Raw genomic sequence first — 12,531 nt, 5'->3', positions numbered from 1 at the left:
CAGGAGGATAACGAATGTCCAGCATACCATCCGCAGAGGGCTTTGACAGCACACTCACCCTGCTGCGAAATCCGTATGGATTCATCTCTCAGACCTGCCGCGCGCTCGACACAGATCTGTTTGAAACCCGCATCCTCCTTCAAAAGACGATCTGCATGACCGGGTCGGCGGCTGCGGAAGTATTCTATTCCGACGATAAGCTGATCCGCGCGGGCTCGATGCCAGGCCGCATACAGAAGACCCTGTTGGGTGAAGGCGGCATTCAGGGATTGGACGGCGCTGCCCACCAGCACCGCAAGAAGATGTTCATGTCGCTGATGGGGACCGAGCATATAGCCGCGCTTCAGGGAATGTCGCTTCACATGCTAGACAATTATGCACCGGATTGGGAGGCGAGGAACGAAGTCGTTTTCTACGACAAAGTGCGCGAAATGCTCACGAGAGCCGTTTGCGCCTGGTGTGGGGTTCCGCTTCCCGAGGCGGAGGTGGCGACCCGAACGGCGCAACTTACAGCGCTTTTTGAGGACGCCGGGGCCATCGGCCCGAAACATTGGGCTGCACGTCTGGCGCGCCACCGCCTGGAAAAATGGGCAGCGGGGATGATTCAACAGGTCCGCGATGGCGAGCTTCAGCCGACGCAGGAAAGCGCCCTTCATGTCATCGCGACGTGGCGTGATCTTGACGGCGCGATACTGCCCCCGAAAGTCGCCGCCGTGGAGTTGTTGAACGTCTTGCGCCCGACCGTGGCGGTGTCCGTTTTCATTGTTCAGACGGCCCACGCCTTGCACCGGTATCCGGAATGGCAGGAAAAACTACGGAACGACGAAGGACTGCTCGAACCCTTCGTGCAGGAGGTTCGCCGCCTCTATCCGTTCTTCCCTGCGGTGGCGGCACGGGTAGTAAGCGCTTTCGAGTGGCAAGGGTATCGCTTTCCGGAAGGTTGCAGGGTCTTGCTCGACCTCTATGGCACGAACACCGATCCGCGTTCATGGGATGCGCCGCTTGAGTTCCGCCCCGAACGGTTTCGGAGCCGCGCCGAAAACCAATATGACTTCGTTCCACAGGGCGGCGGCGACCACTACACGAACCACCGCTGTCCGGGCGAGTGGATCGCGATCAGCCAGATGAAGGCGTTTTGCAGATATCTTGTGAACGACGTCAAATACGATGTGCAGGATCAGGATTTGGAGCTGGGCACGGGAGAGCTGCCACCCCTACCCGAGAACCGGTTCATCATGCGCAACGTCAGGCGTCGGCGGTAGCTTCGGCCTCGTCCGGATCGACCGACCGCGCATCCTTGGTGGCTTCGAACGCCTCCCACGCGACGTAGGGCACGATCAGAAGCGCCGCGACCGGATCGGCCCACCACCAGCCCATCCATTGCGTTAGACCGATTCCGGCCAACACCACAACGGTCTGGTATTCGCAGATCAGGGTATCCTTGGCATCGTATTTCAGCGCAGGTGAATCGAGCCGCTTGCCGTAGCGATACTTGCCCCAGGCCAACAGCGGATTGACCACCAAAGAGACAAACAGGATCGCGATCCCCCACCAGTTGAAGCCCGGTGCCTCCTGCGAGATGAAGGCGGACACCGCCTCGTAGAGGATCGCGGCGACGACGATCCAGAAAGCACAGGCGACCACAAAGAGCGCGACCTTCTTGCGATGCAGGACCGTGCGCTTGTCGCCACCGTCCTTCTCGCCCTTCAAGCGCCAGATCAGCGTCCCGGCTGAGGTGGCTTCGACCGTGCTGTCGAGGCCCCAACTCACCAATGCCGCGCTGCCGGTCAGAAGTCCCACTGTGACGGAAACAACAACCTCGATGAGGTTGTAGACAAGGCTCGCGATCTCGACGCGGATGCCGCGGGTCAGATTGGTTTGTCTATCGTTCTTCTGCTTGCTCATAACATATCGTTAACGCGGAACTCGCTGCTAAAGTTCGAGGCGAGTATTGGTTACTTTGCCATCAGTAATTCGACGCAAATCGAAAGCCGAAGTCGTTCTGATTTTATGCTGCCTCAGTAGAGGCGAGCCTGTCCCTCATACATGAAAACAAAGGGTTTCGGACCTTTCGCGTAGCCGGTGTCGAGCCGCTCCATGCGGAAGCCGTTCTGCTCGACCAGAGTGTCTGTCTGGCGGTCAAGGTGACAGTTTCCGGCACAATGCTTCCAGGCAGGCGTGAGCCAGCGCTGCCAACGCTGGACACCGGGTTCGGGCGCTGTTCCATGCTCGACGAAGCGGAAGGCGCCATCCGGCTTGAGAACGCGCCGGATCTCGGCCAGCACCTTCTCCGGTTCCGACACGCTGCAGAGCGTCCAGGTGGCAATCACGCAGTCAACGCTGCGATTTTCCAGCGGCAATGCTTCGGCCACGCCCTCGATCATCTCCGTTGTCGGCGTCAAGCCCTGAGAAGCCTGCGCGGCCCGATGAAGGAGTTCCGGCGACGGGTCCACACCGACGATCTGATCCACGGCGTCGGGGTAGAGCGCGAGGTTCAGGCCCGAGCCGATCCCGATCTCCAGCACGCGTCCCTTCGCACCTGAAACCGCGCGGTGCCGGTAGGGAAGAAGCTGGTCCTGACGCATGGCGAGATGCGTGAGGCCAGGAAGGATATGGTTTTCGTAGAACCGCATGAGCTGTTATCCGATTCGTCCAAGAACCGGAAATGCATCGAGCATCCAGTATGACAGCGCGCTCAACTGTCCAGTCATCATCGCCACGCCCATAAGGATCATCACGACGCCTGCAATCTGGTGGAGGCGGCGGCCAACCCGGCCGATGGCCCGGAGGCGGTCCGCGATCTGATCGGTGAATCCGGCCACGATCAGAAACGGTATCCCGAGACCTGCGGAATAGACGGCAAGCAGCATGACGCCTTCGCCCATCGTGGCGCTCGCCGCACTGGCTGTCAGGATTGCGCCGAGGATCGGGCCGATACACGGCGTCCAACCGAAACCGAAAGCAAGACCGAGGACATAGGACGCAGCGGGTTGGCCCCCGGGGATGTTGAGATTGAACCGGAAATCGCGTTCCATCACTGAAACACGCGCGGCCCCGATCATGAAAAGCCCGAAGACAATGATGATGCCGCCCCCAACGAGGTTGAGTTCATACCGCCACCGAAGAAGGGCCTGACCCAATGCTGTCGCGGATGCGCCAAGCCCCATGAAAATGGTGGAGAAGCCGAGGACAAAACACAGGCTCAGCCAGACCGCGCGCGACGGCGAGGCCGCAGCCGCCCCGCCTTCAGCGGCTGTGCGACCAGCCACGTAAGAGACATATCCTGGCACAAGAGGCAGCACGCAGGGAGACAGAAACGATATCGTACCGGCCAAGAGCGCGGCGGTGAGCCCCAGAAGCGAGATATCTACCATGAACCACGTTCACCCCTGAATAGCTTGCGCAAGGGCACTCTTGTGGCAGCCCAATATGCCAGGGTCGGAACGATGATCCATTGCAGCAGCGGCGTGAGACCGGCGTCGATGACGGGGACCACCGGCATGATGTCGCGATAGGCCCAGGCCGCACGGATTACGATGTTCAGCCACTCGCTGAAGATCGTGTAAGAGACGCCCATGGCCACGGCCAAAAGCAGGACACGCCCTGCGCGTTCCGACGGCCATGCGTGCCCACCAACAAGAAACAAGGCAAGCAAGAGCGTGCTCATGGCGATCAACAGGTCTCCGCCGGTGCAGTGCACGACCGCGAACACAATCTCTCCCCAGGTGCCTTCGACCCAGATCGTGTAGAGCGGGATATGTGCCATTTCCCAGATCAGATGACCGACAGCGGTATAAACAATGTATCGGCGGATGACGGAGAGCCACCCGGTGTCGTTCATCTCAGTGGTTTCGGTATTCGCTGTCATGCCGGGGGTCCGTTCTTCGATTAATGTGCGTTTGTCAGGCCGTTGACGTATAGGATCATGTTGATGTGCCGGAAAGCGGAACCCGCAAAGACCCCGGAATGGCGGTTGCCGCGCGCGATAACATGCACAAGCGGAGCCTCGGGATCGTCTGGCGCGATCGCGCGATACTGATCGATCAGATTCTCTATCGGCTCTTGTGCGCGAGCAATGACCACGTTCTCGGCAATCGGTCCGGGAACCGGATCACTGGCGTCGGTCACCACAAGGAATGTCACCATGTCCAGCATGGGAGATGCATTCACTCCGCCCCTCACCTTTTCAAGAAGTGCCTGCTGATCAGCACAGGGCAACCCGCAGTTGGACGGGACGAAACTAAGAACGACGACCTGATCGGAGAGGCTTTCCAAGTCCAACGGTTCTCGGTCAGGGCCGAGCAGATCCAACGCAGGAAGTTCGTTGAGGTCAACGGCAGTGAAAGCAAGTTCTTTCTGTGCCATCACCTCGTCAAGACGGTCGCCAGGATGATCTGCGTAGGCCGGGAGGCCCGCGACGAGGGCTATCAGCAGGAGTATGTATTTCATGACTGTTCCTCCTGCGGTCCCATTGCGCCCGGCCCGAGAACCGGGACGTTGACTTCCATTCGGGCACCCGATGCGAATGTCAGGATCAACGGCAAGTCGGTGCCTTCTTCGAGTTTTTCCGACAGGCCCATCAGCATCAGATGCATGCTGCCGGGCGCTAGGGTCACTGGTTCTCCTGAGGGCAGATCCAAGGCGTCGATCTTGACCATTCGGCTAACGCCATCGTCGCCGGTCTCGACGGCGTGAATGGTGACGTTCCCAGCGACTGGCGTCGTGATTGCGACCAGTTGATCACTCTGGTCGCTCGTGAGCGTGAGATAGGCCGCAGCCGGACGGGAGGCGAGGATGCTCGCGCGGGCCCAACCGTCTGATATCGTTACATTGGCCGAAGCGAAGAACGGCCAGAGAGTTAGCGCAATTGCAAGTATCGTAATTTTCATTTGGTAAGTTCCATTGTTTATAGTTTTTTGCGGATTTCCTGCGCCAGCGCCTCGGGCGGTTGGCCGCCTTCCTGATAGACCGCCTCAAATTCGCCACCGGGCCACATGAGGTATATGTGCCCGGCATGCGCCATGAAATAATCGTCCGGCGCGCTGTCGTCCTCGGTCCGCTTGTACCATGTGCGGAAATTTCTGGTGGCCTCGGCAACCTGCGCTTCGGTTCCGGTCAGGCCGATCAGGCTCGGATGAAAGACTGATACATATTCCGCCATGACCGGCACTGTGTCGCGTTCCGGATCGACCGTGATGAAGATCGGCGCCACTTGGTCCGCATCTTTGCCGAGCAGGTCCAGCACGCTGGCCATATATGCCAGTGTCGTCGGGCAAACATCGGGGCAGTTGGTGAAACCGAAGAAAACAAGCTGCCAGCGGTCGGCGTAGTCAGCCTGTGTCACCTCTTGTCCGGTGTGATCTATCAGTGAAAATTCGGATCGAATATCCGCCTCACCCGAATAGCGGACGGCCTTCGATCGGTTGCCAAGATAGTTATCCAAAGCCCAAAAGATCGCTAGCCCAGCGAGCGCAGCAGTTATCGTGCCCCACAATATGGTTCTCAGGAGCCGCGCTTTTGGAGGGGTATCACGAGGTTCAATCGACATCTCCGGCCTCCGAAATCAAAGCCTGAAGATCGGCCTTTTCCAACAATCCAGGAACAAGCGCCTCCCCGATCAGGAACGTCGGCGTGCCAGATATTCCAAGCTGCCGTGCGAGATCGTGAGACTTTGCGATATGGGCATCGACTTCAGGCGCGTCCATATCTGCCTGCAACTGGTCGTAGTCCAGCCCTGCCTGCTCAGCGGCCCTTCTTATAAAGACAGCATTGGCGCGCGGCTGCGCCATCAGGGCATCGTGGAAGGCCACGAATCCGTTCTGTTTTATCGCGGCCAGCGAGGCCCGAGCCGCTAGTCCAGAGTCTGGCCCGAGAATCGGCCATTCCCGCATGATGATGCGCAAGGCCGGGTTCTCCTCTATCAATTCGAAAAGGACCGGGGCCGCGCGTCGGCAATAGGGGCAGTTGTAGTCGAAGAATTCGACAAGCACGATGTCGCCATCAGGATTGCCCATCGCGCCGGTGTTTGCGTCCGCAAGCAGGAGTTCACCCACGCGCTGAAGCGCAGCCCGTTGTTCGGCCTGGGCTTGTGCCTGAGCCTCTTCCTGGAAAGTCAGGAGCGTATCCATCAGAACTTCGGGGTTCTCTCGAATGGTTTGCAGGATCAAGGCTTTGATGGCCTCTTGCTCAACCTGATCGAGCGGCGTCGATTGCTGGGCCAACGAAATCGTGGACGTGGAAATCAGCGCCCAGAGGAAGACCGCAAACACGCGAAGGGCAGTCTTGAGTATCATCTATTTTTCCCTGTCAAATCGCCGGGGGCCTTGGCCCCCGGCGATGATTGATCAGCCCTTGTCGGTCGAAGGGGTGGTTTCATCCTCGGAGTTGTTCATGGCCTCCATCATCTCGGTGCAGGCCTCCATCATCGGGCCCATTTTCTGCATCATCCTCATCATGGGCATCATGCCGTCCATGCCGGACATGTCGCCGTCCATCATGTTGCCGGCCATTCCGGTCTCACCGTCCATCATCTGGTCAGACGAACCGGTGTTGTCCTGGGCGAATACACCGGTGGCCAAAAGCGTGGATACGGCAGTCGCCATGCTCAGTTTCTTGATAAGTGTCATCAGTTTCTCCTTAAGGTTTCTTGAGGTTTTCGGGATCAGTCCCTCGGCAGGCCCGGCTCTGCGGCCGTGCTCTTGTTGTCACATGATTTGGATTTGCACATCACGCAGACGCCAAGCCCGCACATCACGGCGCAGGGCGCCACGGCCAGGATCAGCGGGGCGGCCCCAATGGCCGTCACCCAACCCCAGTTCAGGTAAAGCCCGGCGCCGATGATCGTCATTGACGCGAGAATCAGGCTGCGCTGTCCAAATTGCGGCCGCCATGGGCGTGCCACCGGATTCTCAGTGTGAGATGAAGTTTCAGACATTGGTTATTCACTCCTTTCGTTGATGAGATTCTGAATCTGGGCCATGACCTCGGGACTGTCCCATTCGGCCGGCCCGACAAGCCTGCCGCGCTCGAAACCGTCGCGATCGATCAGGATCGTGGTGGGAAAGCCCAGAGCGCCGAAGGCAAGCATCGCTCGTGTGCTGTCGGCGAGATACATGTCGAGATGGCGGATGCCGATTTCTTCGTAGAAGCTTCGAACGACCCTCATACCGGCGCGGTCGATGGACAGTGGCAGGACATGGAAATCGTCCCCGCCCAGCTTTTCCTGCAAAGCGTCGAGCGTTGGCATCTCTTCACGGCAGGGAACACACCAGGTCGCCCAGATGTTCAGTAGGACCACCCTGCCCCGGAAATCCGCCAGCGTCAGATCGCGGCCCTTTCCATCGACGAAAGGTGGCGACAGCATCTGTCGCGGCTTGTCGTGAAGCGGCATCGGGGGGCGTGCGTGAACCGGCCCCGCGACGCCGAGCGCCGCCATGCCAGCCAATAATTCACGTCGTTTCATGATCCCGCTCCTTCCTGAAGACGCCGCACCACGGGAAGGATGTTTTCCTCCAGAGAGTTGCGGTTGAAGGGGCCGATATGCTTGTAGGCAATCCGGCCCTCGGCATCGATCACGAAGGTCTCGGGCAAGCCGTAGACGCCCCAATCGATGGACACGCGCCCGTTCCGGTCGGCGCCGATGCGGGTGTAAGGGTCACCAAGCTCATCGAGAAAGCCCAATGCCTCTTCGGGACGGTCCTTGTAGTTTATGCCGAAGATCGGGACTTCACCCTGCGCCGCCAGTTCGTTCAGCAACGGCATCTCTACCCGGCACGGCACGCACCAGGACGCCCAGACGTTCACGATAGACACCTGCCCTTTGAGGTCGGCGGTCGACAGACCGTCGGTTCGTCCCTCTATCGGCGGCAAGTCGAACTCAGGCACCGCCTTGCCAACAAGTGGGGAAGGAAGAGTGTCGTTGCCATTGAACAGGCCCCAATAAAAACCTGCGCCGATGAGGGCGAAGATCGCAACTGGCAGCACGGTGACAAGCCGACCCTTACGGCGATTGGCCTCGACCGCGCTCATAAATCACCCTTGTCGTTGACAGAGACTTCCGCCTGGAATTCGCGCTGTCGATCCGGCCAGGTGCTTTTGATGTAAGAGAGAACATCGGCAATCTCGTCGTCGGTCAGGATGCCTTCAAACGCCGGCATGTCGCTTTCATAACCGGGCACGACGGCACCGACGCCGCCCTTGGTTACGATAAAGAGGTTCCGGTCCGAATGGTGCCAGGTATGGCCGGTTTCGTCATGTGGGGGAGCGGGCATGCGCCCATTGTCTAGACGCCGCCGCCAATCGGGCTGCCCTTCCAGTTCGGCACCATGACAGGACGCGCAATTCTCCGCGTAGAGCGTCTCGCCGGCTGCGATGTCCGCAGTAGTCACGGGTTCACCGAGGAAGGACAGCCCATCCACAGAAGCTTCGTCACTTTCCGACTGCGCGAGGACGGCAAAGCCGATCGCGGATAGTGCGACGATGGCGGCACCGATTGTTGCGGCCCGCCTCATGTCGCACTCCTGAGGTATTTCACGAGTGCGACGAGGCTGAGCACCAGAACCGCAGCGACGAGCAGGAGCAATAGCCCTCCACCGAACATCATCACACCCATCATCGGGCCGTTCATCATGTCCATGCAGTTACTCATCGGAGTAAACGGCGATCCCGCCCTCGCCGAAGGCGTAGGTCTTGAGCGTACCGGTCTTTACTCTTGCCATGCCCGGTGCGTTCGCAGGCATGCCCGGCAAAGTAATGCCGGTGATGTCGGGCTTCTCCGCGACCAGCCTTTCCAGGATCTCCGAGGGCACCAGTCCACTGACAAAATAGCCTTCGATCTCGGCCAGATGACAGCCGAGCCCCTGTTCGGGAACGCCGACTTCGATCGAGCGCTTGTCGAATTCCCGATCGTCGATGCGTGTTACCGTATAACCGTTCTCTTCCAGGTAATCGGCGTAGGTGTCACAGCAGCCGCAGCCCGGGTCGCGCCAGATGGTGATCTGCTTCGTTCCGTCTGACACATCGGTACTTGCGTGACCGGTCGCATCATCGGTGCTTTGTGCCGAAGTCAGCGTCGTGAAAGTGAAGGTTCCGCCGACGCCAAGTGCAGCAAGCGAAGCCAGGAAAATTCTTCTGTTCATGGGGTTCTCCATCATGCGATCGCGAGCGCGATCCAGGTTGCGCCGCCATCGCGGCTGAGTTTCAGAGCGCCGTCGAGTATGGCGGCCACGTGATTTTCGTCCCTTGGGTGAAGCGCGATGGCCCTCCCCTGCCCTTCTGCCTTGTGCGTCCAGACCACGCCGCCGTCCTGCGACGCCCAGACCCCCGAGGGCAGTGCCGCGTAAAGCTTAGACGGTGCCGTCAGGGCACTGGCCAGCGACAGGACCGGTTCGTCCGCCGGCAGGGGTGCCTCGGCAGGCGGTGCGCCCGCCGCCAGAGCGTCCATCGCATTGCCCGGCTGAACGTCCTGCCAGCGGCAGAAACAGTCCGGAACGCGGGTCAGGCCCTTCTCGGTTCCCGCATAGATCCATATGCCGCCCATTCCGGTATCGAGATCGACCGATACCAGCGTCAGCGGGTCGCGCTCGGCCGCGTCGAGCCAGGGCCGGTCCATGGCCAGGGCCCAGGTTGCGCCTGCATCCTCGCTCTTCCAGAGGCCGTCGCCGCGGATCGCGGCATAGATCATGTCGGGGTTTCCGGCGGCCACAGCCAGCGCCGTGACCTCACCGGAGGCAAGCCCGTCGCTTCGGGTAGTCCATGACGATCCGCCATCGCCGGACACGGCCACCCCTCCCCGCGCCAGTCCGGCAAGGAGACGTCCGGGACGCGCAGGATGCGTGGCGATCGAGGAGACCGGGGAAGGTGTCGGTCTCACATGCCAGCTGCGACCGCCGTCGAGGCTGGCCCTCAGTGTTGCGCCTGCGATCAGCAGCGTGTCGCCGTCGAAGGCGAGCGTTCGAATATCGGCCGCCCGGTCGGCCGCGCGCACCGCGCCGGGCAATACGAGCACTGCGGCTGCACCCATACCCAGTGCCAGGAAGTGGCCTCTGTCCGGCTCAAAAATCAAGGTACTGTTTGTCATATCTTGTCCTCCTCCGGAGCTCATGCGACGCGGATCACGCCCATCATTCCCGCAGCCTGGTGTTCGAGAATGTGGCAGTGGAACATCCAGTCGCCGAGGTTGTCGGCGACGAAGGCGATCTCGACCCGTTCGCGGGGCGCCATGAGCACCGTGTCCTGCCATTCCCGATGCGGCGTCGGCGCACCGTTTCGGCTGATTACGCGGAATGAGTGGCCGTGCAGATGAATCGGGTGATCAAAAGCGGTCGCGTTGGTCATTTCCAGAATGTGACTTGCGTCGCGTTTAAGCGTCAGGAACGGGTCGAGCACATGCCCCTCGGCGGCTTTTCCGTTGACGAACCAGATGCCGCGTCCGTCATGCATCATGCCCATCATCCCGCCGCCCATCATGCCTCCACGCGGCTCCAGGCCCATCTCCCGCTCCACCATCATGCCCATCATCCCGCCGGTGAACGTCACCTCATGACGCTGCGCAGAACTCAGGTCTGGTTCGGGAATAGGGTTGACTGGCAGTGTGATCGGCCAGTCCGGTGTAGCCTCGCGCAGGGCGGTATCAGCGTAGGTGAAATCGAGGACTCGAAAATCGTTCCCGCGATAGGCACGGTCGACAAGCTGGGATTGCGCGCCGGGCACACCGATGCAATCCAGGATTACGTCGGCGCGCATTGCGGGTCCAAGAACGACAAGACCGCCCGGCGGGTCATGTGGCGTGACGGGTTGGCCGTCGAGCGCGATGATGCGCGGTGTATGGTCCCCGAAATCGAGCGCGAAGATCCGGGCATTCGCGGCGTTGATCAGGCGGAGGCGGATCCGCTCCCCTGATGCCACCTCGAATGTCTCCGGCACAAGACCGTTGATCGTCACGGTGTTGCCGAGGCGGCCCGCGTGACTCACGTCATGGGCATTGCCGAAATCGTCAGAAATCGATGCGTCGTCGGTCAGTCGCCAGTCGTCCAGCACCCAGGTAACTTCGCGGTCGACACGAGGGGGATTGGCCTCCTCGACGATAAGGGGACCGTAGAGACCGCGCCCGACCTGCTCGAAGCTGCGCTGGTGCGGGTGATACCAGAAGGTTCCGGCATCGACTGCATTGAATTCGTAAACGAACCTGTCGCCCGGAGCGATCGGAGCCTGTGTCAGATGCGGCACCCCGTCCATTGCGTTGGGAAGCCGGATACCATGCCAATGCACGGTGGTTTCCTCCGCAAGGTCGTTGATAACCTCGACCTGAAGGCGATCACCTTGCCGAAGGCGGATCTCCGGGCCCGGAACCTTACCGTTGTAGCACCAGGCCGCGGTGTCGGGATGTGGCTCAGGAACAAGCCGTGTCCTTCCCGGAGTGGCCCGGAGCGAGAATTTGCGGATCGCGGCTTCCGCCATCCCCGGAAAAGGCAGGGTGGTGGACATCACACCCGCGAGCGACGACGCGACAAAGGCGCGGCGCGTGACGTTAGGTTTGCACTTCAAAGACATCGGACAGGGGCTCTCTGATAATAATGGGGTCCTCCGCCGGAGCCAAAGCGGCAACTGCGGTTTGGAATACCCGCAACACGGAGCGGCATGGCTCCACTGTCACGGCATGACACTGCGACCGCGAAACCGCGGCGCGTGTCAGATCAGAGAAGGAATCTTGGAGGCTGTTTGGCAGGCGGACTGCTCAGACCGCGAAAATCCCGCGCGATCGGCAGTCCATGAGCGCTCGAAACTGCAATTGAACCAAATTCCGCCGAGGCTCCCACCAGCGCGACGGCGGTCGCCGAGTTGCACACAAAATCGCATGCGACGCCCAAGGTTCCCGCCGTATCGTCATCACATGCCTCGCAGCCAGCACCTGCCATTTCAGCTCCGGCTGCGATCATTTCAGATGCCATCCTGGCCGAACCGGCCGCATGCGCAACCGAGCTTACCGCGAAGGCGGCAAGGACAGTTATCATGATGAGGCGGGCGACAAAGTGCATGCGGTTAATTTACCAGTGTTCCGAGGGTTGTGCCAGTAGGATAGTTTCGTGTCTCCGCGAGGTCGGAATCTGTCAGGTCATCCATTATCGGGCAGTCAGGACGATCATCGCCATGACACCGAACAACGAGATCACCAAGCGTTGCGCTCAGCGCCTGCAACTCCTCGATTTTTTGGTCCACCCGCGCGAGGTGGCTTTGGGCGATCGCCTTGACGTCGGCGCTGGACCGCTCGTGATCCTCGTACAGCGACAATAATGTGCGACACTCCTCAATGCTGAAACCCAACGATCGCGCCCGGCCGAGAAACGTCAGCTTGTGCAGATCCTGAACAGTGAAATCGCGGTACCCGTTTTCACGCCGCGACGGTTGCACGAGTCCGATATCCTCGTAATACCGGATCGTTTTCGCCGGCAATCCGCTCTGTTCCGAAACATTTCCGATGTTCATGGCTGGCAATCCTCTCCTTGAAACACCAGATAGTCCTTCCACCTACTG

The 12,531-nt window shown here is 60.2% G+C and carries 19 protein-coding genes; 1 reads left to right on the top strand and 18 read right to left on the bottom strand.

Annotated features, from left to right (window positions below):
• The first annotated feature begins 14 nt into the window (after positions 1 to 14).
• Positions 15 to 1,262 carry a cytochrome P450 gene (locus PVW49_RS17630; protein ID WP_074837409.1) on the top strand — a complete coding sequence of 416 codons (1,248 nt, stop codon included), beginning with the start codon at positions 15 to 17 and terminating at the stop codon, positions 1,260 to 1,262.
• Here PVW49_RS17630 and PVW49_RS17625 read toward each other — a convergent pair.
• From PVW49_RS17625 to cueR, 18 genes are all read right to left on the bottom strand, one after another.
• Positions 1,246 to 1,905: a cation diffusion facilitator family transporter gene (locus PVW49_RS17625; protein ID WP_274591175.1), complete on the bottom strand. Its 660-nt coding sequence runs from the start codon at positions 1,903 to 1,905 to the stop codon at positions 1,246 to 1,248. The genes PVW49_RS17630 and PVW49_RS17625 overlap by 17 nt on opposite strands.
• Positions 1,906 to 2,018: 113 nt before the next feature.
• Entirely contained in the window at positions 2,019 to 2,633 is a 615-nt protein-coding gene (locus PVW49_RS17620) for a class I SAM-dependent methyltransferase (RefSeq protein ID WP_274591174.1), read from the bottom strand.
• 6 nt (positions 2,634 to 2,639) lie between these two features.
• Complete coding sequence (locus tag PVW49_RS17615) at positions 2,640 to 3,374, bottom strand: cytochrome c biogenesis CcdA family protein (RefSeq protein WP_274591173.1); 735 nt, start codon at positions 3,372 to 3,374, stop codon at positions 2,640 to 2,642.
• The gene (locus PVW49_RS17610) at positions 3,368 to 3,868 is read right to left on the bottom strand and encodes a hypothetical protein (RefSeq protein WP_274591172.1); all 501 of its coding nucleotides are present in this window, start codon (positions 3,866 to 3,868) and stop codon (positions 3,368 to 3,370) included. The genes PVW49_RS17615 and PVW49_RS17610 overlap by 7 nt, the downstream gene beginning before the upstream one ends.
• Positions 3,869 to 3,888: 20 nt before the next feature.
• Complete coding sequence (locus PVW49_RS17605) at positions 3,889 to 4,449, bottom strand: cytochrome-c oxidase (protein WP_274591171.1); 561 nt, start codon at positions 4,447 to 4,449, stop codon at positions 3,889 to 3,891.
• Positions 4,446 to 4,889: a copper chaperone PCu(A)C gene (locus tag PVW49_RS17600; RefSeq protein WP_274591170.1), complete on the bottom strand. Its 444-nt coding sequence runs from the start codon at positions 4,887 to 4,889 to the stop codon at positions 4,446 to 4,448. The genes PVW49_RS17605 and PVW49_RS17600 overlap by 4 nt, the downstream gene beginning before the upstream one ends.
• Before the next feature lie 17 nt (positions 4,890 to 4,906).
• Positions 4,907 to 5,548 (bottom strand): SCO family protein, encoded by a 642-nt coding sequence (locus PVW49_RS17595; RefSeq protein WP_274591169.1) that lies wholly within the window; start codon positions 5,546 to 5,548, stop codon positions 4,907 to 4,909.
• Positions 5,538 to 6,293, bottom strand: coding sequence for a DsbA family protein (locus PVW49_RS17590; protein WP_274591168.1), 756 nt, complete (start codon positions 6,291 to 6,293; stop codon positions 5,538 to 5,540). Before PVW49_RS17590 ends, PVW49_RS17595 begins: the two co-directional genes overlap by 11 nt.
• A 51-nt stretch (positions 6,294 to 6,344) precedes the next feature.
• Positions 6,345 to 6,626, bottom strand: a complete 282-nt coding sequence (locus PVW49_RS17585; RefSeq protein WP_274591167.1) for a hypothetical protein — start codon at positions 6,624 to 6,626, stop codon at positions 6,345 to 6,347.
• Between the two features lie 35 nt (positions 6,627 to 6,661).
• Positions 6,662 to 6,847: a hypothetical protein gene (locus PVW49_RS17580; protein ID WP_274591166.1), complete on the bottom strand. Its 186-nt coding sequence runs from the start codon at positions 6,845 to 6,847 to the stop codon at positions 6,662 to 6,664.
• A gap of 90 nt (positions 6,848 to 6,937) precedes the next feature.
• Positions 6,938 to 7,462 carry a TlpA family protein disulfide reductase gene (locus PVW49_RS17575; RefSeq protein WP_274591165.1) on the bottom strand — a complete coding sequence of 175 codons (525 nt, stop codon included), beginning with the start codon at positions 7,460 to 7,462 and terminating at the stop codon, positions 6,938 to 6,940.
• The gene (locus tag PVW49_RS17570) at positions 7,459 to 8,028 is read right to left on the bottom strand and encodes a DsbE family thiol:disulfide interchange protein (protein WP_027263677.1); all 570 of its coding nucleotides are present in this window, start codon (positions 8,026 to 8,028) and stop codon (positions 7,459 to 7,461) included. Before PVW49_RS17570 ends, PVW49_RS17575 begins: the two co-directional genes overlap by 4 nt.
• Positions 8,025 to 8,510, bottom strand: coding sequence for a c-type cytochrome (locus tag PVW49_RS17565; protein WP_064260116.1), 486 nt, complete (start codon positions 8,508 to 8,510; stop codon positions 8,025 to 8,027). Before PVW49_RS17565 ends, PVW49_RS17570 begins: the two co-directional genes overlap by 4 nt.
• Positions 8,507 to 8,635: a hypothetical protein gene (locus tag PVW49_RS17560; protein ID WP_274591164.1), complete on the bottom strand. Its 129-nt coding sequence runs from the start codon at positions 8,633 to 8,635 to the stop codon at positions 8,507 to 8,509. The genes PVW49_RS17565 and PVW49_RS17560 overlap by 4 nt, the downstream gene beginning before the upstream one ends.
• 4 nt (positions 8,636 to 8,639) lie before the next feature.
• Positions 8,640 to 9,137: a DUF411 domain-containing protein gene (locus PVW49_RS17555; RefSeq protein WP_027263675.1), complete on the bottom strand. Its 498-nt coding sequence runs from the start codon at positions 9,135 to 9,137 to the stop codon at positions 8,640 to 8,642.
• 11 nt (positions 9,138 to 9,148) lie between these two features.
• Positions 9,149 to 10,078 (bottom strand): WD40/YVTN/BNR-like repeat-containing protein, encoded by a 930-nt coding sequence (locus tag PVW49_RS17550; protein WP_274591163.1) that lies wholly within the window; start codon positions 10,076 to 10,078, stop codon positions 9,149 to 9,151.
• 20 nt (positions 10,079 to 10,098) lie between these two features.
• Complete coding sequence (locus tag PVW49_RS17545) at positions 10,099 to 11,484, bottom strand: multicopper oxidase family protein (RefSeq protein WP_274591162.1); 1,386 nt, start codon at positions 11,482 to 11,484, stop codon at positions 10,099 to 10,101.
• A 555-nt stretch (positions 11,485 to 12,039) separates the two neighbouring features.
• On the bottom strand, positions 12,040 to 12,483 hold the full coding sequence (gene cueR / locus PVW49_RS17540) for a Cu(I)-responsive transcriptional regulator (protein WP_274591161.1): 444 nt from the start codon (positions 12,481 to 12,483) through the stop codon (positions 12,040 to 12,042).
• Positions 12,484 to 12,531: the final 48 nt, after the last annotated feature.

This window comes from Marinovum sp. PR37 (genome assembly GCF_028807375.1).
Classification (GTDB): Bacteria; Pseudomonadota; Alphaproteobacteria; order Rhodobacterales; family Rhodobacteraceae; genus Marinovum; species Marinovum algicola.
This window is presented reverse-complemented; position numbering and strand designations above follow the sequence as displayed.